The following is a 23637-nucleotide window of genomic DNA, read 5'->3' on the forward strand; positions in this document are numbered from 1 at the left end:
CCCCCGGTTGAAAGGTGGATCGCCCGCCCGCGGCCCGGCCGTGGTGCGACTAGTCGACGGGGTCGGAAGCGAACTCGCTCATGCCATCAAGCAGCCAGCGCGCCGTGTAGTCGGCAAATGAGGCACGCGGCAGCACGCGGAAGGTCTCCGCCTCGGTCTTCCACAGCAGCACCGGCACCGGGCCAAGCACCGTGGTGATCGCGGTTCCGGCCGCGAAGGCCCGCGGGTGCAGGTCCGCCGGGCAGCCCTTTTCCAACACCGCCCGGGCGCTGGGCCCGGACACCTCGATGACGGTGCGGTTGGCCGAGAGGTCAACGACCTGGCCCGGCTCGTCCCCGAGCGCGTCCACCAGGGGACCGAGCAGCTCGGACCCCTCCGGTGCCACCACCAGGAAGTCGTCGGGACCCAGCCATAGCACCGCGGTGCCGTCGGCGGATCCGGAGACCTGGCCCACCGCGGAGGGCAACTGCACCCCGGCCGCGGCGGACAGCGCCGCGTGGGCCGCGGATCCGGGCTCGGCACGCAGCCCGATCTGGGTGGTGAAGGCGATCTCGCGCAGCCCCACCCCGCGCTCGCCCGACACGGCACCTTGAACAAGTGCCGAGGCCAGGTGCGCGAGCGGGCTCGTGCGCAATGCGGAAATGTCGGTCAATACCTGCTCAGCCATCTCGACGGCTCCCTTCGGAATCAAAAAGTACGGTTTCGCCCACGACGACATCCACGAGCTTGCCGTCGACGAAGGCCGACAGCTCCTCGCCGATGCGCGCCCGGCCGTTGGAAATCATTGCCATGCCGAAGCTGCGGCCCAGTGCCGGGGACAGGTAGCTGGAGGTGACGAACCCCTGCATCGGCACCGGCGATACCGACTGGGTCAGTTCGGTGCCCTTGTTCACCAGCTGGGTGCCTTCGGGCAACCGGAGGCTCTTGTCCGCCGGCAGCACGGTGACCAGCTGCTTGCGGTCCTCGCGCTTGTTGTCCTTGCGGTCGAAGGAACGCTTGCCCACAAAGTCCTTGACCTTGGAGACGACCCATTCCATCGAGGCGTCCTGCGGGGTCACGGTGCCGTCGGTGTCCTGCCCGACGATGATGAAGCCCTTCTCGGCGCGCAACACGTGCATGGTCTCGGTGCCGTAGGGGGTGATGTTGAATTCCTCCCCGGCCGCGGCCACGTCCTCCCAGACCTTCAGCCCGTACCAGGACGGCACATTGATCTCGTAGGCGAGTTCGCCGGAGAAGGAGATGCGGCAGACCCGGGCGGCGATGCCGGAGGCCAGCACGGTCTCCTTGAATGCCATGAACGGGAATGACTCGTTGTCCAGGTCCAGTTCGGGGGCGAGCTTCGCGAGCACGGCGCGGGACTTCGGCCCGACCACCGCGACGGTGGAAACCTGCTCGGTGACCGAGGTGCACTTGACGTCGAGTTCCGGCCATTCGGTCTGCAGCCATTCCTCCAGCCAGTCCAGCACGCCGGCGGCGCCGCCGGTGGTGGTGGTCATGAAGAAGCGGTCCTCGTCCAGGCGCAGGGTCACCCCGTCGTCGAAGATCATGCCGTCGGCCTTGCACATCAGCCCGTAGCGGGCCAGCCCCGGCTTGAGCTTCTTGAACGCGTTGGTGTACATGCGGTTCAGGAACTCGCCGGCGTCCTTGCCGCGGATCTCGATCTTGCCCAGCGTGCTGGCGTCCATGAAGCCGACCGAGTCGCGCACGGCCTTGGACTCGCGGTAGACCGCGGTGTCCATGTCCTCGCCGGCCAGCGGGTAGTACCAGGGGCGCTTCCACTGCCCGACGTCCTCGAATAGCGCGCCGCGGGCCACGTGCCACGGGTGGATGGAGGTCAGGCGCGCCGGGTCGAAGAGCTCCCCGCGCTCGCGCCCGGCCAGCGCCGCAAAGGCCACCGGGGTGTAGGGGGCGCGGAACGCGGTGGTGCCAATGCCCGCCACGTCGTTGATGTCCAGGGCGGCGGCGATCACGCCGATGGCGTTGACCCCGGAGGTCTTGCCCTGGTCGTTGGCCGTGGAGATGGAGGTGTAGCGCTTCACGTGCTCCACCGAGCGCATGCCGGCCCCGGTGGAACGCAGGACGTCCGCCACGGTCTGGTCGCGCTGGAAATCCACGAAGTGGTTCTTGTAGTCGGCTCCCTCGCCCTGCAGCGAGGGGACCAGCCAGATGGCGCGGGTCTCGCCGGGGGTTTCCACCGGGGCGCTGGGCACCGAGGCGGTGGCCGTGAACCCGGCGGCGGTGGCCGCGTCGGCTCCGGCGCGGGCGCCCTCGGCCAGTGCGGAGGCCAGCTCGAAGCGGCCGTTCATGGCCCCTGCCGTCTGCTGGTTGGCCACCGGGTGTGCCGGCACGAATGCGGAGATCGCCTCGTTCCAGCCCAGGCGGCGTTCGCGCTGGGAGTGCAGGTGCACCACCGGGTTCCAGCCGCCGGAGACGGCCAGGACCTCTGCCTCGATGGTCTCGGTGTCCCCGACCAGTGCACCGTTGGCGTCGATGGCGCTGAGCGTGACCGAGGCCAGGGAGCCGTCGGGGCCGGCCGCGGTGTCGGCCACGACGGAGCCCAGGACGACGCGCACGCCGCGGGCCGAGAGCTCGGTGGCGCGGATCGTGGGCTCCTCGCGGGCGTCGATGACCGCGGCGACCGCGGTGCCGGCGGCCAGCAGGTCCTCGACCAGCGCGTAGGCCGAGTCGTTGGTCGTGGCCACGACGATGTTGTTGCCCACCAAAACGCCGTAGCGGTTCAGGTAGGATCGGGCGGCGGCCGCCAGCATGATGCCCGGGCGGTCGTTGTTCTCGAAGACCAGCGGGCGCTCGTGGGCGCCGGTGGCCAGCACGACCTGCTTGGCCCGGATGTGCCAGATGCGCTCGCGGGACACCCCGGCGCCCAGCTCGCCGGCCAGGTGGTCGGTGCGGCGCTGCACGGCGACGATGTAGTTGGCGTCGTAGCTGCCGAACGCGGTGCTGCGCGAGAGGTAGGTGAACTCCTCGGCCGTATCCAGGGCGGCGCGGGTCTCGGTGATCCACTGCGCGGCGCTCTTGCCGTCGACGGTTTCGGTGGAGGCCGAGAGCAGCGAGCCGCCGGCCTCGGGCTGCTCGTCGATCAGGATGACCCGGGCGCCGGACTTCGCCGCCTCGCGGGCCGCGGCCAGCCCGGCGGGGCCGGCACCGACGATGAGCACGTCGGTGTGCACGTGCTTGCGGTCGTAGATGGCCTCGTCGGTGCGCGGGTCGAGCTGGCCCAGGCCCTCCAGGAGCGTGACGTCCATGCCGTCGGTGAGTTCCACGGTGGTGGCCGGGAGCATCGATTCGTTCACGTGTCCGGCCCAGCGGGCGCCGATCTTGACCAGCGCGTTGGATTCCTCGACGCCGGCCGAGACGATGCCGCGCGGGCGCTTGAGGTAGAGCGAGTCGCCGCAGGCCCGCAGTCCGGCGCCGAGCATGGCCGAGGCCACGGTGTCCCCGGCAAAGCCGGTGAGGGACTTGCCGTCGACGGTGAAGGAAATTGGCTTGCTGCGGTCGATGCGGGCGGAGAAGGCTGCGTCCGCGCCGAGTCGGTGCGAAGAGGTGGTGCTCACTTGGTTCCTCCCTGTGCCGGGGCGTTGGTGGTCTTGATCGGTTGCGGCTCGCCGGGCTTGTAGACGGCCTTGAATTCATAGGTCACGGTGTCGCGCACGGCGTTGAACCAGCGGCGGCAGCCGGCGGAGTGGACCCAGCGTTCGGCGAAGAGCCCCTTGGGGTTCTTGCGGTAGAACAGGAACTTGGCCCATTCGTTGTCGTTGAGTGCCGAGGGATCTGCCGGGTAGGCCACGTGGGCCTCGCCGCCGTAGCCGTATTCGGTCTCGTTGCGGGGCCCGCACCAGGGGCATTCGATGAGCATCATGGTTCTGGGGGTCCCTTCTAGTGGGCCACGGCTGCGGCGCCGTGTTCGTCGATGAGGTGGCCGGTCTCGAAGCGTTCGATGGAGAAGCCCGCATTCAGCGGGTGCGGCTCGTCGTTGGCGATGGTGTGGGCGAAGGTGTAGCCGGCGCCCGGGGTGCCCTTGAACCCGCCGGTGCCCCAGCCGCAGTTCACGTAGAGCTGGTCGATCGGGGTCTTGGAGACGATCGGGGAGGCGTCCATGGTGGTGTCCACGATGCCGCCCCAGGTCCGCAGCACGTGCGCCCGGCCGAAGATCGGGAAGAGCTCGACGGCCGCGGCCATCTGCTCCTCGATCACGTGGAAGGCGCCGCGCTGGCCGTAGCCGTTGTAGGTGTCGATGCCCGCGCCCATGACCAGCTCGCCCTTGTGGGCCTGGGAGACGTAGACGTGCACGTGGTTGGACATGACGACCGTCGGGTGGACCGGCTCGTGCAGTTCGGAGACCAGTGCCTGCAGCGGGTGCGACTGGATCGGCAGGTCGAAGCCTGCCTGTTCGGCCAGCACCGAGGAGTGCCCGGCCCCGCACAGGGCGACCTTGCCGGCGTTGATGCGCCCGCGGTTGGTTTCGACGCCGACCACGCGGTTGCCGTCCTTGATGAAGCCGGTGACTTCGCAGTTCTGGATGATGTCCACGCCCATCTCGTCGCACTTGCGGGCGAAGGCCCAGGCGACGTGGTCGTGCTTGGCGATGCCGGCGCGCGGCTGGTAGGTGGCGCCCATGACCGGGTAGCGGATGTCGTCCCCGATGTTGATGATCGGGCACAGCTCCTTGACCTGCTCCGGGGTGATCCACTCGGCGTCGACGCCGTTGAGCTGGTTGGCCCCGACCCGGCGCATGGATTCGCGCACGTCCCCCAGGGTGTGGGCGAGGTTCATGACCCCGCGCTGGGAGAAGAGGAAGTCGTATTCGAGTTCCTCGGGCAGCTGCTCCCAGAGCTTCAGCGAGTGCTCGTAGATGCCCGCGGATTCGTCCCAGAGGTAGTTGGAACGAATGATGGTGGTGTTCCGGGCCATGTTGCCGCCGGCCAGCCAGCCGCGCTCGAGCACGGCGATGTTTCTCATGCCGTGGTTCTTGGCCAGGTAGTAGGCGGTGGCCAGGCCGTGCCCGCCACCTCCCACGATGACGGCGTCGTAGGAGGACTTGGGCTCCGGATTGCGCCAGAGGAAGTCCGGGTGCTCGGGAAGGATGTCGGCCATGGTCTTATGCTCCAATCGGGGCGAGGTTCGGGTACAGCGGGTGGGCGTTGGCCAGGGCATGCACGCGGTCCTTCAGGGCCGCGAGCGTCGCCTCGTTGTTTTCCTGGGTGCCGGCGATGAGGGTCTCGGCGATGATGTCCGCGACCTCCACGAACGCGGCCTCGGAGAAGCCGCGGGTGGCCAGGGCCGGGGTGCCGATCCGCAGCCCGGAGGTGACCATCGGCGGGCGCGGGTCGAAGGGGACCGCGTTGCGGTTCACCGTGATCTCCACCTTCGCCAGCAGGTCCTCGCCCTGCTGCCCGTCCAGCTGGGAGTTGCGCAGGTCCACCAGGACCAGGTGCACGTCGGTGCCGCCGGTCAGCACGCTGATGCCGACCGCCGCCACGTCCGGTGCGGTGAGGCGCTCGGCCAGGATCTTGGCCCCGGCCAGGGTGCGTTCCTGGCGTTCGCGGAACTCCTGCGTCGCGGCGATCTTGAACGCCACGGCCTTGCCGGCGATCACGTGCTCCAGCGGGCCGCCCTGCTGGCCCGGGAACACCGCCGAGTTGACCTTCTTGGCGATGTCCGCGTCGTTGGTCAGGATGATCCCGCCGCGCGGCCCGGCCAGGGTCTTGTGCGTGGTGGAGGAGACCACGTGGGCGTGCGGCACCGGGTTCGGGTGCAGCCCCGCGGCGACCAGGCCGGCGAAGTGCGCCATGTCCACGAACAGGTACGCACCGACCTTGTCGGCAATCGCCCGGAAGCGCTCGAAGTCCAGCTGGCGGGGGTAGGCGGACCAGCCGGCGACGATCATCTTCGGCTTATGCTCCAGGGCCAGGGCCTCGACCTTGTCCATGTCCACCACCAGGGTGTCCTCCTCGACCCCGTAGGGGACGATGTTGTAGAGGCGCCCGGAGAAGTTGATCTTCATCCCGTGGGTCAGGTGCCCGCCGTGGGCCAGGTTCAACCCCATGATGGTGTCGCCCGGGCGGATCAGCGCGTGCATCACCGAGGCGTTGGCCTGCGCGCCGGAGTGCGGCTGCACGTTCGCGAACCCGGCACCGAACAGGGCCTTGACCCGCTCCAGGGCCAGGGTCTCCACCACGTCGACCTCCTCGCAGCCGCCGTAGTAGCGCTTGCCCGGGTAGCCCTCGGCGTACTTGTTGGTCAGCACCGAGCCCTGGGCCTGCATCACGGCCAGGGCCGTGTGGTTCTCCGAGGCGATCATCTCCAGGCCGCGCTGCTGGCGGGCCAGCTCCGCGTCGATGCGCTGCGCGATCTCCGGATCAAGCGTGGCGATGCTTTCGGTCAGCGTCGATTCGACAAGCGTGGTGTTCGTGGCCGTCATCCAGTGCTCACTCCTTGAAGTACAAGTTGTTTATGATTGATATATCAGAACTAGACGCAATGCTATGATGAGGATCACACGGTGTCAACGGGTGACGGAAAATAAGACGTCGGGCCCATCCAACTACAGTGAATCCGTACCCTCGGCAACACAAGGAGACAAACCAATGAGCACTATCTCCGCAAGCCCGGAGGTGCTGGGCGAGCAAATTTCGCTGGCCGAGCAGTCCTACCGCGACATCCGCGACCGCTTGATCATGCTCGACATCCGCCCCGGGGAGCCGATCAACGACGGCCAACTGGCCCTCGAGCTGGGGGTCGGGCGCACCCCGGTGCGCGAGGCGCTCAAGCGCCTGGAAATCGACCACCTGGTCATTTCCTATCCGCGCCGCGGCACCTTCGCCACCATCGTGGACATCACCGAACTCGCCGACGTGTCCGAACTGCGCCGTTCGCTCGAGCCGCTGGCCGCCCGCAAGGCTGCGCTCAGTGCCTCGGACGCGGACCGCGACGCCCTGCGCGCCCTGGCCCGCGACATCGGGCTGCTGGGGGAGAAGAAGGTCGACAAGCGCGGGCTGATGCAATACGACCTCAGCGTCCACCGGCTGATCTATCGCGCGGCGGGAAACCCCCACCTCGAGGAGACGCTGATCCGCCTGGACAACCTGGCGACCCGCATTTGGTGCCTGGTGCTGGACAAGGTCCCGTCCGTCTCCGGGCACATCGAGGAACACGTCGACCTGCTCGAAGCCATCGTGGCGGGGGAAGCCGAGCGGTCCGAGGCCATGGCCCTGGCGCACATCACCAGCTTCGAGCAGACGATCCGCGCCGTCCTGTAGGCGTGCCGACGGACCAACCCGGAATGCCCGCAAGCCCCTGCAAGGGGTGGGGCCCGCGGAACCTATGATGAGTGGATGCGGGAAAAACCGGACACGGCGAACTCTTCGAAGCGCGCCCCGATCTACGTTGAGATTCTCGTTCGGGCGCCCATGGAACGTGTGTGGAGGCTGAGCCAGGACACCGACCTGCACCCGCGGTGGGATTTGCGGTTCTCCCGGATAGTGCCCCTGCGCCATGGCGATGAAGGACCGGTCGACTTTCGCTACGAGTTCCACCTTCCCCTGCACTCCATCCACGGGACCGGGACATCACTGGGGCACCGGCATCGAGAGGACGGGCAGGCAACCTCGGTGCTCAAGTTCGACACGACCGATCCGCTGTCCCCGATCGGAGCCGGATCCGGTTACTGGCGGTACATCCCCACTCCGGACGGACTGCGTTTCATCACGGGCTACAACTACCGCCCCGGCATGGGTCGGGTCGGCAGGATCCTGGACTCCGGCGTGATTCGTCCGGTACTCGGGTGGGCGACGGCCCTGAGCTTTGACCGCCTGAGGCTCTGGGCCGAATCGGACGTGGATCCCGGAACGGCCCGCAACCGGTGGTTCTTGGACGCGGGGGCGAGGGCGGGAAGCCTGCTGGCTGCCGGTCTCCTGCTGCGCCGCGCCCGAACAACGTCAAGCAAGACCGTTGCGGTGCTCGGCGCGGCCGCGGCCCTGTCGTCATTCACGATTCCGTCCCATTGGACGGTTCCTAGGGCGCGCCGGTGTCTGCGTCGGGCGCCCGATGCCCGGGCGGCACGTGCACCATCAGCCCTTGCCGGGCTGAAGACGAGTGAAGAACGCGGATCAGGCACCCGACGAATGGAAAAGGACGAACATGGCCTCGATCTTTGAGTTGGCGCTGGGACAGGAATTCGGGCGGTTGCACCCCATGCTCCGGAAACGCTTCGGCGTCGACGTGGAGGCAGGCTATGGGTGCGTCGGGCAGGGCGTCTTTTCCGAGGTCCGGCGCGGTGCCTGGTGGACCCTGCCGTTCCTGCACCTGGGCACCTACCGCAACATCCTGTTTCCCGAGCAGGGAAACAACATCCCCTTCACCGTAGAGAATTACCCCTACCTCGACGGGTTCGGCCGCCCGACGCTCACCTTCGTGCGGACCTTGGGCCTGCCTCGCGCCAAGAAGCGCCGCTTCGATGCCACCATGGTGCACAGTCCCCGGCGCCGCGGAATCGTCGATTACCTGGGCACGCACCAGCACCTTGCCACGGATCTCATGCTGGAGGTCCTGGCCGACGGGACGCTCCATCTGCAAACCGGCGCCCTCCGCTTCTACGAAGGACCGCTGGCCTTCACGGTTCCGGCGATCTTCACCGGCACCGCGGACCTGTATGAAAGCTATGACGACGAACGCGGGGTATTCACCATGCAGATGCAGGTGCGGAACCCTGTTTTTGGATTCCTCTTCGGGTACCGAGGCGAGTTCACCTGCACGTATCCGTTGCTGTCTGACGCCGTTGCCCCATCGGGCCTCAGGCCGTTGAGGGAAGAGATCCGCGAGTAGCGGCCGGCAGCCAGGGAAGCCGGGTACCTGAACGCATGTCCTTGCCCTGGGGCGGCCTCGGCGCGCCCCATGCCGCGTGGCCTTCGACGGGAATTCCGGGTAGCGCGAATACGAGCGGCACCGCTCTTTCGCTGGACAAGGGTTCCATGTTGAACGCCAAGAGCCAAGCTGCACATTCCGGTGAAGGATGCCTCCGTGGATGAGCCGGGTGGGGAACGAGCGCCGATGGCCCGGGACGGCGTTTGCGCCTGTCCGTTTGCGGACTCGGCCGATCCGGAGCCCAAGGGTCAGCAGGGTCGTGCGACCCCCGACACGACTGCCTCGATGACCTCGGCAGCCGTGTCGGCCGCGAGGTTCGGGATCATCGAGCTGTCGGCCCATTTCTTGCCTCGGGATACCCAGCCCGTTTTCAGGCCGGCGGCCTTTCCTCCTGCGATATCCGCGGTGGGGTGGTCTCCGACCATCCACCCGCCGGTCAGTTCCAATCCCAGGCGGCCCGCGGCGATGCGGAAGATTTCGGGATCCGGTTTCTTGACGCCTTCCGACTCGGATATGACGACTGCATCCACATAGGATTCCAGCCCCGCCGTGCGGATTTTTAGTGACTGCTGAGCGGTTGTCCCGTTGGTGACGACAGCTATCTTCCAACCCTGGTCTCGGGCGTTCTTGAGTACGTTGGCCGTGGCGGTATCCAGGTTCATCAGGTCCACGTGGCCAAAGAGGAGCTCGTCAACGATATCCGCGATGGCCGTATCCAGCCCAAACCGTTCCTTGATGGCACCGGCCAGTGATTCCCTGGGCTCGTACCCGTCGCGGTCGGCATCGACAATCCACGCGGCTTCCGAACAAGCTCCGCCAAGTGCCCGAACAAATCCGGTGGCCCATAGATCAAATGCCGAAGCCCTGTCCAGCAGCGTGTTGTCAAGATCCACCAGTAGTAGCACCACCCCAGAATAGCCTCCGGCACGGATGTGGACGCCTTCCGGACGATTGCTAGAGTGGGCCAATGCCATCCCTTGAGCTCTGCTGGACGACCCAACTGACCCGGGACGCTTACGCGGAAATAGCTGCCCTTTGTGACAGTGAGTACGCCGCGGCCTGGGGTCCCTGGGACCCCAGGGCCGGCTACGGCTATGCGCGCGGCGAACTGCATGTCCTGGTCCGTCGGGACGGCCAGCTCCTCGGATACGCAGCCAGCGCAAGACGGTTCATCGGTGTTGGCGCCGGGGAAGTGCTGATCGCAGGAACCGGCGGTGTTCTCACCCGGAAAGACGCGCGTGGGACCGGCATCGGCCGGATGCTGCTTACCGGACTGCAGGGCGCCAGCCGCGACGTCGCTCCCGCCGATTTCGGGTTCCTCGGATGCCGCGAAGAAATCGTCCCGTTCTACGAAGCATGCGGTTACACCCGGGTTAAGGCGCCGATCCTCGATGTTTCGCCGAAAGACGCCATGACGGTTGTCAAGAGCCACGGCCCGACGATGATTTGCCCAGGCACCAAGGCAACAGGCTCCTGGCCAGCGGGCACCATCGACCTTCGCGGTCTGCCGTGGTGACCATGTCCGTGGCCTGTGGAGCTGTAGGGGAGTTCTCTTGCCGATAGGGTTCCGGACGCCTCGGGTAGCTACTGTTCGGTGAGGCGCTCGTGGAGTTCCTTGACGATGGCCTCGTGCAGGGCCTTGAGCTGGTCGTTGGTCAGGCCCGACGGGTCGACAATCCCGCTGCCGAGCTCGCCCTCGGGCAAATCGCCCGGGGAGGCTTCGGCATCGGTGGAACAACGCAGTTTGTTGCCGGTGGCGGTGAGCAGGCAGGACGAGCCGTCGGCGTTCAACTGCACACGGTAGTTCACGTTCTGCTTCTGCCCGATGCTGGCGTGCCAGACCCCTTCGCCGCCCGGCACGATCTCCATGACAGCCATGCCGGTGGCCCAGTCGCTCAGGGAGGAGTAGTCGGCCTTGATCTTGTCGGCGGTGGCCGCGTTCGACTGGCGCGGGCTGCGCAGGGCGTACAACTTCGCTGAGGCGCTCGTTCCGGCCGTCACCTGCGAGCTGTCGAGCACCGCCACGTGGTCGATGGTGCGCGAGGAAGCACGCGAGGTGAACGGCGAAAAGAACCCGAACTTCGTGTCTCCGTGGTTCAGGCTGAAGTTCGAATGGCTTCCAAGGTTCGTGTCGTCTTCGTCCTTGGGTTCGTCGGTGATGCCCGTGGACTTCAGGATGTGGGTGCTCCACCAGCCGCCGTTCAGCGTGGCCAGCGAGGCATTGATGCGGCGCGACTGGGAAATGGATACGGCCGGGCCGGGAAGCTCGCCGGAAGCGACCTCGGGCCTGTGCTCCAGTTCGCCGGTGCTGCCGTCGTAGATGACGATGCCGGCCGGGACGTCGCGCGGCGCCAACCAGTTTTCGAGCTTCGTCACCGGGACAACGATTTTCGGGATGCCGTTGTCGCAGTAGCCCCAGGTGTCCACGTCCTTGGCAATCAAGCCGGTGTCGATGCGGGCAATGGCCCTCGTCAGGCTGTTGCCGAAGTATCCGTTCATCCGCTTGTTGGCGTGCGCGGCGAAATCGCAACGCTCGCCGGTTGCCTGGCCGGTCAGCGCGAGTTCCTGCACGATCATGGTCTCGTAGCCCGGGCCCAGCCAGCCGCGACGCTCCACCAGGGTCGAGTACACATTCTTGCCTGCCAGGTACGTGGTGCCGGTGATATCTCCCACGGTGCCCGAGCTGTTGGATGATGCCTGCCGCTCGGCCACCAGGTAGGGCGCGCGCAGCCCGGTTTCCGGGAGAAGTTCGTCCTCGGCGGCAACCACGGCAACGGTGTCGCGCAGGTGCACGTTGGCGTTCCAGCTGGCGGCCAAGGCCAACGGTACGGCGATGACCGCAGCCAATATCCCGAGACCGGCGAGCCGACGCTTGCCGGCGAAGAAACCAATCAAGGCGACTAGAATGCCTGCGACCAGCAGCGTCAGTGCCAATCCGCCGCCCAGGAAGACGCCCGTGAAGACCCGCGCCCTGGTCAGTGGGTCGAGCAACGGAATTGCCAAGACGGCAAGAAGAATCGCGCCGGCGATGGCTAAGGGCTTTTTCACGGAACAATATTCCTTTTGGCTAGGGACGATGAAGCTCCTAGCCATACTTTCACGGTAAGCACACGGTTTTGGGAGACGGCACGCACTTGCAACCCCGCCGGGATGCGGCGTTATTTTCCCGCAGCCAAGTTGGACGTGGCCAACCTGGTCGACAGATGCAATGCTGCAAGGCGAGAGGTGCCACGAGGATCGCCGCCGAGCAACTCAAAGATCTTGTTTAGTCGCTTGTGCAGCGTCTGGCGTTCCATGAACAGGTTTGCTGCCGCGGCGGTGGAATTGCACCCTGCGGACAACCACGCATCGAGGGTCGCGACCAGGTCCCCTCCGCGAATGCTGTCATGGTGGAGTAGGTCCGAGAGATTCTCCTGGACAAAGCGGTCCATGCTCTTGCGGCCGAGTTCCCGAACGCACAGGCGTTCAAGGACAACATCCTCGCAATCACGAAGCACGCCCGAGTTCGGCATGGGCAGGGCAAGCCGCTCCGCCAGCAGAGCCTCCTGCAACGACCACGAGCCGTGAGTGGCATCGGCAACCCACGGACCCATGACGCCTTGGACCGCCACGACCTTGATGTCTTCGCGCAAACCACGCAGGATCCTTCGACGTTCCTGCGCGGGAGAGGAACCCTTGAGCGGAATGACGCCATAGAGGTATTCGGAATCCAGATAGGTCTTGACCTCCGGGCTGTTGCGCCGCAGGATCCTCTCCAATGCGCTGCGGACCCGACCTAATTCGACGCCGCGGAAAACAAGAACGGCCACCGGAAGACCAATCGCCAGCCCGACCTGGGCGCAGAGGTCCCGGATCTCGCTGGCGCTGGAATCGCCGATGATGGCCTGCATGAGAGCCGAATCGGCGATCTGTGCACGGGTGGGTCGGTGGTGCTGCGACAAGGCGAGCGCCAGGATGCTGCCGAGCCGCTCGGCAACGGTGGTCAAAAGCTCATCGTCTGCCGGATGGCGGCCTTCCAGCTGCAGGCGTGCGGCGACCACGTCGCTGAGAAAGATGTCCCAGACGACCTCGACTCCGATGTCGTCATCGCGGATATTGCGGCTGCTGGCCAAGGTGATGCCAGCCATGTCGACCAGCAAGGCGTTCACACCCAGGGTCTGGCCAATCAGCTCAATCAGCGGCGGCAGGTTTGGCCCCGAAGTGGCGATCCGGTGAGCGATCAGCTGGGAGATCTCATCGGCGCGTTGCAGGGCCAAGGCCTGCGCGGAAACGATCCCGCGGTTGATGGCCTCGGCCAGTTCGACGAAGGGCACGGTTGCGCGGAGCTCTATCAGCGGCAGGCCGGCGGCCTCTGCCGCCTCGATGATTTCCAGCGACAACGTCCGGTTCAGGCCTACGGTGTCAATGGCCAGAGCCGCGACCCTCCGTTCTGCCAAGCTCCGGATGTATTGGATCTGGGCCTCGGGACGCAGCGACAGGAGCGTCTGGCCTCCACTAAGCAGGAGTTCCTCCCCGCGTAACAGAGGCGCGATCTCAAGGACCTCGCTGGAATGCACCCAGCGCACCTGTTTGGTCTCGAGATTTGCGGCGCCCGCCACGATCCGGGGCCGTGCCTTCTTGAAGAGCGGGGTGGCCAGGACGTCCTTCAGGTGAATCGGCATGAGGGCTCCTTGGGTCGGGATTTAGGGCGAATGAGAATTCCTACCGGGCGTAAAGTGACTGTTTGTCATCAATCTGGGGCAAAAAATATACATTTTGAGTGTACTGGGTGGCGTGGATCACTCCTACGCTGGTGGATAAGTTCTTACCGAGCCATTCGCAGCCGAAAGAGTGAATCATGAGTAGCAACGCAGCCAGTTCATCGGAAAGCGTGACCCACGAAGTTGAAGACTCCCTGCAGCCCATTCCCGAATCGGCCAGGACCACCAAGCTCTCCGGGCAGTTCTGGATCTGGGCAGGGGCCAATGTCGCCCCCATCAACTGGATCCTCGGTGCCCTGGGCATCCACTTGGGACTCGGCCTCGCCGACACCCTGACCGTATTGATTGCCGGAAACGTCATCGGCATGCTGGGCTTCGGGTTCTTCGTGGTCCTGGGGCAGAAGACCGGGGCGACCGGCATGCTGTTGGCACGCGGCGCCTTCGGCCGCCGGGGAGCCTACCTGCCGGCGGCGATCCAGGCGGTCATCGCCATTGGCTGGTCCGCGGTCAACACCTGGGTCATCCTGGACCTCATCATGGCGTTGTTCGGCATGATCGGCTGGGTCGATCCCACGGCCAGCAACATGCTCTGGCGCATCGGCACCGCCGCCGTCATCATGGCCATCCAGGTGGCCATCTGCTACCGCGGATACAAGGCCATCGCGCGCTTCGAACGCATCACCATGCCGCCGACCATCATCGTGCTGATCGCGATGTCGATCCTCGCCTGGACGCAACTGGACATCGACTGGTCCTACCAGGGCCCGGTCGGTGAGGTGCTCACCGGCATGCCACGCATCGCGGCAATGTCCTCGATCATGACCGCGATCGGAATCGGCTGGGGAATCGGCTGGTTCACTTACGCACCCGACTACTCCCGATTTGTCTCCAAGCGCATCAAATCACACAAGCTCTACGCCGTCAGCGTGCTCGGCCAGTTCCTCCCCGTCGTTTGGCTCGGGATCCTGGGCGCCAGCCTTGCCACCAAGAACGGCACGGCCGATCCCGGACAATTGATTGTCGAAAGCTTCGGCACACTCTCGATCCCGGTGATCCTGTTGGTCATCCACGGACCGATCGCCACCAACATCATCAACATGTACACCTTCGGTGTTGCAACGCAGGCCCTTGACATCAACGTCTCACGCAAGAAGCTCTCCATCACCGTCGGCGTGCTGGCCATGGGGGCGGTCATTGCCTTCCTCTTCGCCACCGACTTCGCCGAGGTCCTGCATAACTGGATCATCGCCATCGCGGCATGGGTGGCGACCTGGGGCGGCATCATGGCCGTTCACTACTTCGTCTTCGAACGCCGCCACAAGGACTTCTCCTACTTGTTCCTTGACCCGAAGTCATCGAAGCTCAAGTCCATCAATCCGGCGGCATTCGTTGCCTTCGCTGGGGGCATCTTCATGACGTGGATGTGCATGTACGGCTCGGTGCCGGCTCTCCAAGGCCCGATCGCAACGGCCGTGGGCGGCATCGACTTTTCGTGGCTGGCCGGAACAGCCACCAGTGCGGGCCTGTATTACGCCTTGGGCCACCGCCGATTCAAGTCCCGCATTGAACAGGGTGTTCCGTTGGGCCTGAAGATTGATTGCTCCGATGCGGAATTCATCCGCCAGCACGGCAGCGCCGAGTTCCTGCTCGCCGAGCAGCGGATCGACGACGCTGCAGAGCCTGTGGGCGAGGGTGCTGGGGCGGCCCAGGGAAAACACAAGATCGGCTCGTAGCCGACCGCCGGAAGGCGCGGACCTCGGGGTTCGCATTGTCGCAGCGGGTCCCGCCTCGCGAGGAAGCGAACCCAGTACCTTTCCTGAAGCATCTTTCACCGAAGCCCGCCGGAAGAACGCGGTCAGCCAAGATCGGTCCGAGCCGGTTCAACATCACTAGGAGCATCCCGATGCAATCGGTATTTCTTGAAGACATTGATGCGGACACCTACGCCGCATACGTGGCCCAGCCCCATGCGATGGTCATCATCCCCGCTGGTGCCACCGAGCAGCATGGTCCGCACATGCCATTGGGGGTCGACGCGATGCTGTCGCGTGCAATTGCCGGGGCGGTGGCCTCGAAGCTGGGTGCCCTGGTTGCGCCGACTTTTTCCTATGGATACAAGTCGCAGCCTCGCTCCGGTGGCGGAAACCACCGGGTTGGAACCACGAGCCTGAGCGGTTCAACGCTCACCGGACAGGTCGAGGACATTGCACGCTCATTCATCGGGCAAGGGTTTGCAAGGGTCGTCATTCTCAACGGCCACTTCGAGAACTACCAGTTCATCTACGAGGGGCTGGAAATAGCAGTGGGTCGTTCCCGGGAAATCGGCCTCGACGCCCGGGCCATGCTGCTGTCCTACTGGGACTTCGTCGACGAGGAAACCTTGGAGATGGTCTTCCCCGACGGCTTTCTCGGTTGGGACATCGAGCATGGAGGCGTTTTGGAAACATCCCTCATGATGCTGCTGCATCCGGAGAAGGTGGACATGTCCCGTGCCGTCGACCATCCGCCGGCGCAGCTGAAGCCCTACGACGTCTTCCCCGAGGACCCGGCGCGAACACCGGCCAGCGGGTGCCTGTCAGCGCCAACCGGCGCCAGCGCCGAACGCGGACAGCTGCTCCTGGACGCGGTGACCCATGCCGTGGCAAAGGCAGTGGAAGCCGAATACTCACTTCCACTGGAGATGCTCGGTGCGAAGTCATGATCCAGCGGCGTGGGCGTTGCTGTGAACCCGCATCGGGGTAGGTAGCAGTTGCCCAACCCCCGGGGGCGGAAATTTCGAATGAGGTACAGGCTGACCCAGCCCTTGACAGTGACCCAGCACACAAATACAGTGATTGCAACAGCGTTGCAATGAATGCAACTCAAGAAACCTTCTGGTGGTTCCCAAATGATTCAGCGCAAAAACCCCGCGAACGGCAATGATGCCAACGCGCGTTCTGCAACGAGCACGCTCACCAACGTCCCAACATCCGACCTTGGCCCCACCTTGAGCGGCCAGGAGCGCCCGGACCCGGCGGGCATCGGCAAACAGACCCGCACCAAGGTCGTGGCCGCAAGCTTTATCGGCAACTTCGTGGAATGGTTCGACTACGCCGTCTACGGCTACCTGGCCGTCACCATCACCGCGGTGTTCTTCCCGGAATCCGACCCGTCGACCGGCCTGATGCTCACCTTCGCACTTTTCGCGATCTCCTTCCTCGTTCGTCCCCTGGGCGGGTTCGTCTGGGGCCACCTCGGCGACAGGATCGGCCGCCGCGAGGCCCTGTCCTGGTCCATCCTGATCATGTCCGCGGCAACTTTCTGCATCGCCCTGATCCCCTCCTACAACACCATCGGCATCTGGGCTCCGATCCTGCTGCTGATCATCCGAGTCGTCCAGGGCTTCTCGGCCTCCGGCGAGTATGCGGGAGCATCCGCCTTCCTGGTGGAATACGCGCCGGCCCACCGCAGGGGCCTCTACGCCGCCGTTGTACCAGCCAGCACCGCCACGGGTTTGCTGCTCGGTTCGCTGTTGGCTGCACTGCTCACTGGCATGCTGGATCCAGAACAGATGCAGTCCTGGGGCTGGCGCCTGCCGTTCCTGCTGGCAGCGCCCATGGGCCTGATCGGGCGCTACATCCGCACCAAGCTCGAAGACTCACCCGTCTTCAAGGAACTGGCCAAGGAGGACAACGCCGTCAAGGCCCCGGTCAGCGCGCTGTTCAAGAACCACTGGCGCCAGCTCGTGCAGGCCGTCGGTGCGGTGCTGCTCAACGCCGTCGGCTTCTACGTCATCCTCAGCTACATGCCTACCTACCTGTCACAGGAGCTGGGAATGGACGAAACCTCGTCCTACATGGCAACCACCGTGGCACTGGTGACCTATATCGGCTTCATCTTCCTCACCGGAATGCTCTCCGACCGCTTCGGACGCAAGAAGGTCCTCATGACCGCCTCGATCCTGTTCGTGGTGCTTACCGTTCCGGCGTTCATGCTCCTTGATACGGGAAATTTCCTGGTCATCGTCCTCGTCCAGATCTTGCTCGGCGGCATGCTCAGCCTGAACGACGGAACATTGCCGAGCTTCCTGGCAGAAATGTTCCCCACGCGGGTCCGGTATTCCGGCTTCGCCGTCAGCTTCAACCTGTCCAACGCGCTATTCGGCGGAACCGCACCCTTTGTGGCCACGTTGCTGATTGCCAGCTCCGGAAGCCTGCTCGCCCCTGGCTGGTACCTCATGGGCGCGGCAGCCATCTCGCTGATCGCGGTCGCCTGCTCCGTGGAAACCAGCAAGAAGGCCCTGGCATAACGCCACCTCCAATTCTTTACCCCACGACCAACAATGCACATCAACAACCAGAAGGAGTCATCATGACCATTGCATCGGCCACCGCAACCAACGTTTCCGAACTCGAGCGCCTCAAGACCCTGCACAACGGCACCAAGCAGCAGCTCACCTTCTCGGACGCCGAGTTCGAGCGTCGCTTGGGCGGCCTGCGCCAAATCATGGCCGCCAAGGAACTGGATGCGGTCATCCTGACCAGCTACCACGGCATCAAGTACTACTCCGATTTCCTCTACACCACCTTCGGGCGCAACTACGCGCTGGTTGTCACCGCCGACAGCTCGACCACGATCACCGCGAACATCGACGCCGGCATGCCGTGGCGCACCAGCTACGGCGACAACATCGTCTACACCGACTGGAAGCGCGACAACTTCTACTACGGACTGCAGGAGGCCCTGAAGCGCAACGGCGTCAAGGCAACCCGCATCGGCGTCGAGGACGACGCCCTGCCGCTGTTCACCCGCCAGGCCATCGCCGCGACCTTCGACGGTGCCACCCTGGTGGATGTCTCGCAGGAAGCCATGCGCCAGCGCATGATCAAGTCCGCCGAGGAGATCGAGGTCATCAAGCACGGTGCACGCATCGGCGACATCGGCGGCGAAGCCATCAAGGCAGCGATCCGCGAGGGCATCACCGAGTACGAGGTCGCACTGATCGGCACCGAGGCCATGGTGCACGAAATCGCCAAGACCTTCCCGCACCGCGAAGTGCGCGACACCTGGGTCTGGTTCCAGTCCGGCATCAACACCGACGGCGCCCACAACTGGGCCACCACCCGCAAACTGGAGCGCGGGGACATCCTCTCGCTGAACTGCTTCCCGATGACTTCGGGCTACTACACCGCCCTGGAGCGCACCTTGTTCCTCGGCGAGCCGGACGCCCGCTCGCTGCAGGTATGGAACGCCAACGTCGAGGTGCACAAGCGCGGCCTGGAACTGATCAAGCCCGGCGCGGTCTGCAAGGACATCGCCGCGGAGCTCAACGAGATCTTCATCGGCCACGGACTGCTGCCCAACCGCACCTTCGGCTACGGCCACTCCTTCGGCGTCCTGTCGCACTACTACGGCCGCGAAGCCGGCCTGGAACTGCGCGAGGACATCGATACGGTCCTGGAGCCGGGCATGGTTGTCTCCATGGAACCGATGGTCACCATCCTGGACGGCGAGCCGGGTGCCGGTGGCTACCGCGAGCACGACATCCTGGTCATCGGCGAGGACGGCGGCGTGGAAAACATCACCAAGTTCGGTTTCGGACCGGAAAACAACATCATCGACGCCTAGCCTCGAACTGGCATGATGGGGGTGGTGGAGTGCACGCGTGCGCCCCGCCACCCCCTTTCCGCATCCGACGAAGAATCGAGCCGCACGCCATGAACCTGGACGAACACGACCGCGCCGGATACGCCACCGCCCTGGAACAAGCCCGCCTGGGTGCAGGCGAGGGCGGGGTGCCCATCGGCTCGAGCATCTACGAGAACGGCGTGATGCTGGGGGCAGGCCGCAACCGCCGCGTGCAAAGCGGCGACCCGACGGCGCACGGGGAAATCGACGCACTGCGCAATGCCGGACGCCGTGCCTCCTACGCCGGGACCACCCTGTACTCCACGCTGGCACCCTGCGCCATGTGCTCCGGATCGATCATCCTCTTCGGCATCCGGCGCGTGGTGGTCGGGGAGGAGAAGAACTTCCCCGGGGAACTCGAGCTGCTGCGCTCCCGCGGCGTGGAGGTCGTGGTCATCGACGACCCGAAGGCCACCGCGCTGATGGAGGACTTCGCCGCCCGGAACCCGGGGGTGTGGAACGAAGACATCGGCGTCGACGAGGCCCAGCCCGATCCGGAGCAGTAGCGTGCACCCGTGAACGCACCCACCAGCACCCCATCCACCGGAGGAATCCCCATGGTTGCCCAAACGGCAGAAACCCCCGCCGCGGAACCGCGCGGCGCCTCGGTCATCGTCAACGTCATCGACGTGCTGCGCTGCTTCACCGTGGAGCACCCGGTGCTGGGCGTCACCGAGATCGCCGCGCAGGTGGGACTGCACAAATCCAGCGTCTCGCGCATCCTGGTCACCCTGGAGCAGGAACGCATCGTGGCCCGCGACGAGGCCACCCGCAAGTACTCGCTGGGACTGGGGCTCATCGCCGTGGCCGGACCGCTGCTGGCCAACCTGGACGTGCGCCGGGTGTCCTTCCCGTTCCTGAACGAACTGGCCCGGGACACCGGGGAGACCGCGGTGCTGACCATCTGGGACGGGCTTGAATCCGTCTCGGTCGAACAGATCCCCAGCATCCACCAGGTCAAGCACACCTCGGCCATGGGCAGCCGCTACAACACCGCGCTCAGCGCCTCGGTGCAGGTATTCCTGGCTCACGAGGACGCGGGACGCGCCGCGGCACTGCTTGAATCCGGGACCGTGGTGCTGCCGGAAAGCACCGCCGGCGCCCGCGCCGACTACCTCGCGCGCCTTGAGGCCGTGCGCCGCCGCGGTTACGCGGCCAACCACGGGGAAACCTCGCCCGACGAGGTCGGGGTGGCCGCACCGGTCTTCGACCACCGCGGCACCGTGGTCGCCAGCGCCATGATCGCCGCCCCGTACTACCGGGTCTCCGAGGAACAACTCCACCAGCTCGGTGCCGCCTGCATGCGGGCCGCACGGCAAATCAGCCTTCGCCTGGGCTCTCCGGCGACCTAGGGACGGGATCCTGTGATGTTTGAACCACGTGGTGCGCACACCTTCGACTACTCGCTGCACGAAGGCACGCCGACGCGCATGCAATTCCACTTTGCCGATTCCATGGCCATGCCCGTGGCCATCCAGACCTGGGAACTGGACCCCGGGGGACACGAGGGCATGCACTCCCACGACCCGGACACCGTAGCGCTGGAGGAGTTCTACCTGGTCCTCGAGGGCACCGCGCAGATGCAGGTCGGCGCGGAACACCACCGGCTGCGCGCCGGGGACAGCGTCCTGGCCCCGGCCGGGGTGGAGCACGATCTGCGCAACACCGGGGACGGGGTGCTGCGCGTGCTGGTGGTCTGGGGCGAACCCGGACACAAGGACTTCTCGTCATTCGGGTCCCTGGCCGCGGGGCTGGCGGCCCGGGGCACCAAGCCCTGAACGAGCGGTGTTAGCGCGCACCGGAGGTGCCCGGGGGCAGGATGCCTTCCATGTCCGCGAGCCACGCATCGAGCAGCGCGCCGGTTTGCCCCGGCTGGTCAAGGTGGGCGTTGTGGCCGGCCTCATCGAGCACCGCAACGGTGCAGTTTCCGTAGCGACCCGCCAACACCAGTTGGTCCTCGAACCCCACCACATGGTCCTGGCGGCCCGCGATGAGAAGCACGGGGCCGCCGAATGACGACGCGCGGTCCTCGGGTTCGACGGCCAACGGGTAGTTCCCGGCAATCCGGCCGACGGCCCTGCGGTCGAATGAGCGCAGGCCCGGCAGCGCGAAATCGCGGAAGCGCTCCCAATTCGCGGGGGACTGGATGACCGCCAGCTCGGCGTAGTCCGCCGCGTCGTGGGAGTCCAACGAGGCCAGCAGCTGCAGGTCGGTGCGCAGGATCGATCGGGGCGGCAGTGTGCGCCGTGATTTCTCCGCCACGGCCACCGGGCACAGCAGCCCCAGGCCCACGACCTGGTCGCCGAATTCGGCCACGAGGTGGCGTGCCAGCATGCCGCCAAAGGAATTGCCCAGGACGGCGAAGCGCCGGCTTCCAAGGTTTTCGCGGACGAAGTCCACCACCGCCGCGGCGACCGCGTCGGAGCTGCGGATGCCCGGCCCGGCCACGGAAGCGCCCATGCCCGGCAAATCGAGGTAGATCCGCCGCCACCCGCCCCGCGCGCCAAAGACCTGGTCAAGCTCGAGCAGCAGCCGGTGGTCCACGCAGAGCCCGTGGATCATCAGGATCGGGGTACCGGAGCCGAATTCAACGAAGTTCACCCCTGCACGCTAGCAGCAGGCCGAGGTGGCACGCCCCGCCTGCCAAGGCGTGTGGTCCTGACCACTTCGGCGATAGTGTGGATCCATGTCGAACACCCCGCATTCGCAACACTTCGATGTCATCGTCGTCGGCGCCGGCCTGGCCGGGCTCGTCGCCGCCACCGAAGCCACGGCGGCCGGAGCGCGCGTGCTGCTGCTGGACCAGGAACCCGAGACCAACCTCGGGGCCCAGGCCCACTGGAGCTTCGGCGGGATCTTCCTGGTCGACTCCCCGGAACAGCGCCGGCTGGGCGTCAAGGACTCCGAGGACCTGGCCCTGCAGGACTGGGAAAACACCGCGGGCTTCGACCGCGACGAGGACGACTGGGCACGCAAATGGGCGCGCGCCTACGTGCAGTGGGCAGCCGGCGGCAAGCGCGAATGGCTGCACCAACGCGGCATCCGCTTCTTCCCCGTGGTCGGCTGGGCCGAACGCGGCGGAGCCGGGGCCCAGGGACCGGGCAACTCCGTGCCGCGCTTCCACATCACCTGGGGCACCGGTCCCGGCCTGCTCGAACCCTTCATCCAAGCAGCCCGCACGGCCGAAGCCAAGGGCCAGCTGACCATGCTCTGGCGGCACCGGCTCGACGAGCTGGCCACCGAGAACGGTGCCGTCACCGGGGTGCGCGGCACGGTGCTGGAACCCGACCCGGCACCCCGGGGCATGGCTAGCAACCGCACCAAGGCCGGGGACTTCGAATACTTCGCCCCGGCGGTTGTCATCGCCACCGGCGGCATCGGGGGAAACCTGGACAAGGTGCGCGCCGCGTGGCCGCAGCGGCTGGGGACACCGCCCGAAACCATGGTGTCCGGGGTGCCGGCCCACGTGGACGGGCGCGGCCTGGACATCGCGCAAAGGGCCGGTGCGCGGCTGGTCAACGAGGACCGGATGTGGCATTACACCGAGGGCATCGCCAACTGGAACCCCGTCTGGAAGAACCACGGGATCCGCATCCTTCCCGGACCCAGCTCGCTGTGGCTGGACGCCACCGGCAAGCGCCTGCCCGATCCGCTCTGGCCGGGCTTCGACACCCTGGGCACCCTGGAGCACCTGCGCGCCACCGGACACGATTACAGCTGGTTCATCCTGAACCGGCGCATCATCGGCAAGGAATTCGCGCTTTCCGGATCGGAACAGAACCCCGACCTCACCGGCAAGGACATCCGTGCGGTGCTGGCGCGGGCCCGCGTGGATGTTCCCGGCCCGGTCCAGGCCTTCCTGGACCACGGGGAAGACTTCCTCCAGGCGCCCACGATCGACGAACTGGTGGGCAAGATGAACCGGCTCACCGGCTCCGATCTGCTGGACCCCGTCCAGGTGGCCGAGGTCCTCAAGGCCCGGGACTCGGCGGTGGCAAACCCCTTTGGCAAGGACGGACAGGTCGCGGCCATCTCCTCGGCCCGGAAGTACCTGGGGGACAAGCTGGTCCGCAGCGTCAAGCCGCACCGGATCACCGACCCCCAGGCCGGTCCGCTGGTTGCGGTGCGGCTGAGGATCCTGACGCGCAAGTCGCTCGGCGGGATCCAAACCGACCTGGACTCGCGGGTGCTCGACGCCTCCGGAAACCGGGTCGCCGGGCTATACGCGGCGGGCGAAGCCGCGGGATTCGGCGGCGGCGGACTCCACGGCTACCGTGCGCTGGAGGGAACATTCCTGGGCGGCTGCCTCTTCAGCGGAAGGGCGGCCGGCCGGCATGCCGCGACGGCCCGGGCGCGGGCATGGGTCGAGCCACCGGCTTCCCCGTGAAGA

21 protein-coding genes are annotated in these 23637 nt (G+C 66.0%); 12 read left to right on the forward strand and 9 right to left on the reverse strand.

From position 1 onward, the window contains the following. Nucleotides 1–49: 49 nt before the first annotated feature. From FPY90_RS17300 to glyA, 5 genes are read right to left on the reverse strand one after another with little or no spacing between them, the layout of a single operon-like run. Nucleotides 50–667 carry a sarcosine oxidase subunit gamma gene (locus tag FPY90_RS17300; protein ID WP_498682366.1) on the reverse strand — a complete coding sequence of 206 codons (618 nt, stop codon included), beginning with the start codon at nt 665–667 and terminating at the stop codon, nt 50–52. Beyond that, nucleotides 660–3572 carry a sarcosine oxidase subunit alpha family protein gene (locus FPY90_RS17305; RefSeq protein ID WP_498682367.1) on the reverse strand — a complete coding sequence of 971 codons (2913 nt, stop codon included), beginning with the start codon at nt 3570–3572 and terminating at the stop codon, nt 660–662. Before FPY90_RS17305 ends, FPY90_RS17300 begins: the two co-directional genes overlap by 8 nt. After that, nucleotides 3569–3877, reverse strand: a complete 309-nt coding sequence (locus FPY90_RS17310) for a sarcosine oxidase subunit delta (protein WP_498682369.1) — start codon at nt 3875–3877, stop codon at nt 3569–3571. Before FPY90_RS17310 ends, FPY90_RS17305 begins: the two co-directional genes overlap by 4 nt. Before the next feature lie 17 nt (nt 3878–3894). Then, nucleotides 3895–5112, reverse strand: a complete 1218-nt coding sequence (locus tag FPY90_RS17315) for a sarcosine oxidase subunit beta family protein (RefSeq protein WP_498682371.1) — start codon at nt 5110–5112, stop codon at nt 3895–3897. Between the two features lie 4 nt (nt 5113–5116). Next, complete coding sequence (glyA, locus tag FPY90_RS17320) at nt 5117–6439, reverse strand: serine hydroxymethyltransferase (RefSeq protein WP_498682372.1); 1323 nt, start codon at nt 6437–6439, stop codon at nt 5117–5119. 166 nt (nt 6440–6605) lie between these two features. Between glyA and FPY90_RS17325 the strand changes: the two genes are divergently transcribed. The 3 genes from FPY90_RS17325 to FPY90_RS17335 all read left to right on the forward strand — a co-directional run bounded on the left by FPY90_RS17325 (nt 6606) and on the right by FPY90_RS17335 (nt 8841). After that, nucleotides 6606–7277: a GntR family transcriptional regulator gene (locus tag FPY90_RS17325; RefSeq protein ID WP_498682374.1), complete on the forward strand. Its 672-nt coding sequence runs from the start codon at nt 6606–6608 to the stop codon at nt 7275–7277. Nucleotides 7278–7427: 150 nt separating this feature from the next. Beyond that, nucleotides 7428–8174, forward strand: a complete 747-nt coding sequence (locus FPY90_RS17330) for an SRPBCC family protein (RefSeq protein ID WP_498682376.1) — start codon at nt 7428–7430, stop codon at nt 8172–8174. Then, complete coding sequence (locus FPY90_RS17335) at nt 8158–8841, forward strand: DUF4166 domain-containing protein (protein ID WP_498682377.1); 684 nt, start codon at nt 8158–8160, stop codon at nt 8839–8841. The genes FPY90_RS17330 and FPY90_RS17335 overlap by 17 nt, the downstream gene beginning before the upstream one ends. Before the next feature lie 287 nt (nt 8842–9128). Here FPY90_RS17335 and FPY90_RS17340 read toward each other — a convergent pair whose 3' ends face one another. Next, the gene (locus tag FPY90_RS17340) at nt 9129–9854 is read right to left on the reverse strand and encodes an HAD family hydrolase (RefSeq protein ID WP_498682379.1); all 726 of its coding nucleotides are present in this window, start codon (nt 9852–9854) and stop codon (nt 9129–9131) included. Here FPY90_RS17340 and FPY90_RS17345 point away from each other — a divergent pair. Beyond that, nucleotides 9848–10396 carry a GNAT family N-acetyltransferase gene (locus FPY90_RS17345; RefSeq protein WP_498682381.1) on the forward strand — a complete coding sequence of 183 codons (549 nt, stop codon included), beginning with the start codon at nt 9848–9850 and terminating at the stop codon, nt 10394–10396. The genes FPY90_RS17340 and FPY90_RS17345 overlap by 7 nt on opposite strands. A gap of 68 nt (nt 10397–10464) precedes the next feature. Here FPY90_RS17345 and FPY90_RS17350 read toward each other — a convergent pair whose 3' ends face one another. Next, nucleotides 10465–11928, reverse strand: a complete 1464-nt coding sequence (locus tag FPY90_RS17350) for a hypothetical protein (protein WP_498682382.1) — start codon at nt 11926–11928, stop codon at nt 10465–10467. A gap of 110 nt (nt 11929–12038) precedes the next feature. Further along, nucleotides 12039–13541: a PucR family transcriptional regulator gene (locus FPY90_RS17355; protein ID WP_498682383.1), complete on the reverse strand. Its 1503-nt coding sequence runs from the start codon at nt 13539–13541 to the stop codon at nt 12039–12041. Nucleotides 13542–13717: 176 nt separating this feature from the next. Here FPY90_RS17355 and FPY90_RS17360 point away from each other — a divergent pair, with 176 nt between their 5' ends. The 7 genes from FPY90_RS17360 (at nt 13718) to FPY90_RS17390 (ending at nt 21025) form a co-directional block, all read left to right on the forward strand. Beyond that, nucleotides 13718–15313 carry a purine-cytosine permease family protein gene (locus tag FPY90_RS17360; protein ID WP_498682385.1) on the forward strand — a complete coding sequence of 532 codons (1596 nt, stop codon included), beginning with the start codon at nt 13718–13720 and terminating at the stop codon, nt 15311–15313. Between the two features lie 170 nt (nt 15314–15483). Then, nucleotides 15484–16281: a creatininase gene (locus FPY90_RS17365; protein WP_498682387.1), complete on the forward strand. Its 798-nt coding sequence runs from the start codon at nt 15484–15486 to the stop codon at nt 16279–16281. A gap of 186 nt (nt 16282–16467) precedes the next feature. Then, a complete protein-coding gene (locus FPY90_RS17370; RefSeq protein WP_498682389.1) occupies nt 16468–17868 on the forward strand; it encodes an MFS transporter in 1401 nt (466 codons plus the stop codon). Between the two features lie 62 nt (nt 17869–17930). Next, nucleotides 17931–19187: an aminopeptidase P family protein gene (locus tag FPY90_RS17375; protein WP_498682392.1), complete on the forward strand. Its 1257-nt coding sequence runs from the start codon at nt 17931–17933 to the stop codon at nt 19185–19187. 89 nt (nt 19188–19276) lie between these two features. After that, nucleotides 19277–19753 carry a nucleoside deaminase gene (locus FPY90_RS17380; protein ID WP_498682394.1) on the forward strand — a complete coding sequence of 159 codons (477 nt, stop codon included), beginning with the start codon at nt 19277–19279 and terminating at the stop codon, nt 19751–19753. 51 nt (nt 19754–19804) lie between these two features. After that, on the forward strand, nt 19805–20599 hold the full coding sequence (locus FPY90_RS17385) for an IclR family transcriptional regulator (protein ID WP_498682395.1): 795 nt from the start codon (nt 19805–19807) through the stop codon (nt 20597–20599). Nucleotides 20600–20614: 15 nt separating this feature from the next. Then, nucleotides 20615–21025 (forward strand): cupin domain-containing protein, encoded by a 411-nt coding sequence (locus FPY90_RS17390; protein ID WP_498682396.1) that lies wholly within the window; start codon nt 20615–20617, stop codon nt 21023–21025. Between the two features lie 10 nt (nt 21026–21035). Here FPY90_RS17390 and FPY90_RS17395 read toward each other — a convergent pair whose 3' ends face one another. After that, the gene (locus FPY90_RS17395; protein ID WP_498682397.1) at nt 21036–21848 is read right to left on the reverse strand and encodes an alpha/beta fold hydrolase; all 813 of its coding nucleotides are present in this window, start codon (nt 21846–21848) and stop codon (nt 21036–21038) included. Between the two features lie 85 nt (nt 21849–21933). Here FPY90_RS17395 and FPY90_RS17400 point away from each other — a divergent pair, with 85 nt between their 5' ends. Further along, nucleotides 21934–23634, forward strand: coding sequence for an FAD-binding dehydrogenase (locus FPY90_RS17400; RefSeq protein WP_498682399.1), 1701 nt, complete (start codon nt 21934–21936; stop codon nt 23632–23634). Nucleotides 23635–23637 lie beyond the last annotated feature (3 nt).

Source organism: Arthrobacter sp. C2, from assembly GCA_024207135.1.
Lineage (GTDB): Bacteria > Actinomycetota > Actinomycetes > Actinomycetales > Micrococcaceae > Paeniglutamicibacter.

What these genes read in the sequence shown, in the direction of transcription:
- FPY90_RS17310 (WP_498682369.1), bottom strand. Translation starts at nt 3,877, where the DNA reads ATGATGCTCATCGAATGCCCCTGGTGCGGGCCCCGCAACGAGACCGAA.
- FPY90_RS17340 (WP_498682379.1), bottom strand. Translation starts at nt 9,854, where the DNA reads ATGGCATTGGCCCACTCTAGCAATCGTCCGGAAGGCGTCCACATCCGT.
- FPY90_RS17400 (WP_498682399.1), top strand. Translation starts at nt 21,934, where the DNA reads ATGTCGAACACCCCGCATTCGCAACACTTCGATGTCATCGTCGTCGGC.
- FPY90_RS17345 (WP_498682381.1), top strand. Translation starts at nt 9,848, where the DNA reads ATGCCATCCCTTGAGCTCTGCTGGACGACCCAACTGACCCGGGACGCT.
- FPY90_RS17380 (WP_498682394.1), top strand. Translation starts at nt 19,277, where the DNA reads ATGAACCTGGACGAACACGACCGCGCCGGATACGCCACCGCCCTGGAA.
- FPY90_RS17385 (WP_498682395.1), top strand. Translation starts at nt 19,805, where the DNA reads ATGGTTGCCCAAACGGCAGAAACCCCCGCCGCGGAACCGCGCGGCGCC.
- FPY90_RS17360 (WP_498682385.1), top strand. Translation starts at nt 13,718, where the DNA reads ATGAGTAGCAACGCAGCCAGTTCATCGGAAAGCGTGACCCACGAAGTT.
- FPY90_RS17390 (WP_498682396.1), top strand. Translation starts at nt 20,615, where the DNA reads ATGTTTGAACCACGTGGTGCGCACACCTTCGACTACTCGCTGCACGAA.
- FPY90_RS17365 (WP_498682387.1), top strand. Translation starts at nt 15,484, where the DNA reads ATGCAATCGGTATTTCTTGAAGACATTGATGCGGACACCTACGCCGCA.
- FPY90_RS17315 (WP_498682371.1), bottom strand. Translation starts at nt 5,112, where the DNA reads ATGGCCGACATCCTTCCCGAGCACCCGGACTTCCTCTGGCGCAATCCG.
- FPY90_RS17335 (WP_498682377.1), top strand. Translation starts at nt 8,158, where the DNA reads ATGGCCTCGATCTTTGAGTTGGCGCTGGGACAGGAATTCGGGCGGTTG.
- FPY90_RS17300 (WP_498682366.1), bottom strand. Translation starts at nt 667, where the DNA reads ATGGCTGAGCAGGTATTGACCGACATTTCCGCATTGCGCACGAGCCCG.
- FPY90_RS17330 (WP_498682376.1), top strand. Translation starts at nt 7,428, where the DNA reads ATGGAACGTGTGTGGAGGCTGAGCCAGGACACCGACCTGCACCCGCGG.
- glyA (WP_498682372.1), bottom strand. Translation starts at nt 6,439, where the DNA reads ATGACGGCCACGAACACCACGCTTGTCGAATCGACGCTGACCGAAAGC.
- FPY90_RS17355 (WP_498682383.1), bottom strand. Translation starts at nt 13,541, where the DNA reads ATGCCGATTCACCTGAAGGACGTCCTGGCCACCCCGCTCTTCAAGAAG.
- FPY90_RS17370 (WP_498682389.1), top strand. Translation starts at nt 16,468, where the DNA reads ATGATTCAGCGCAAAAACCCCGCGAACGGCAATGATGCCAACGCGCGT.
- FPY90_RS17325 (WP_498682374.1), top strand. Translation starts at nt 6,606, where the DNA reads ATGAGCACTATCTCCGCAAGCCCGGAGGTGCTGGGCGAGCAAATTTCG.
- FPY90_RS17375 (WP_498682392.1), top strand. Translation starts at nt 17,931, where the DNA reads ATGACCATTGCATCGGCCACCGCAACCAACGTTTCCGAACTCGAGCGC.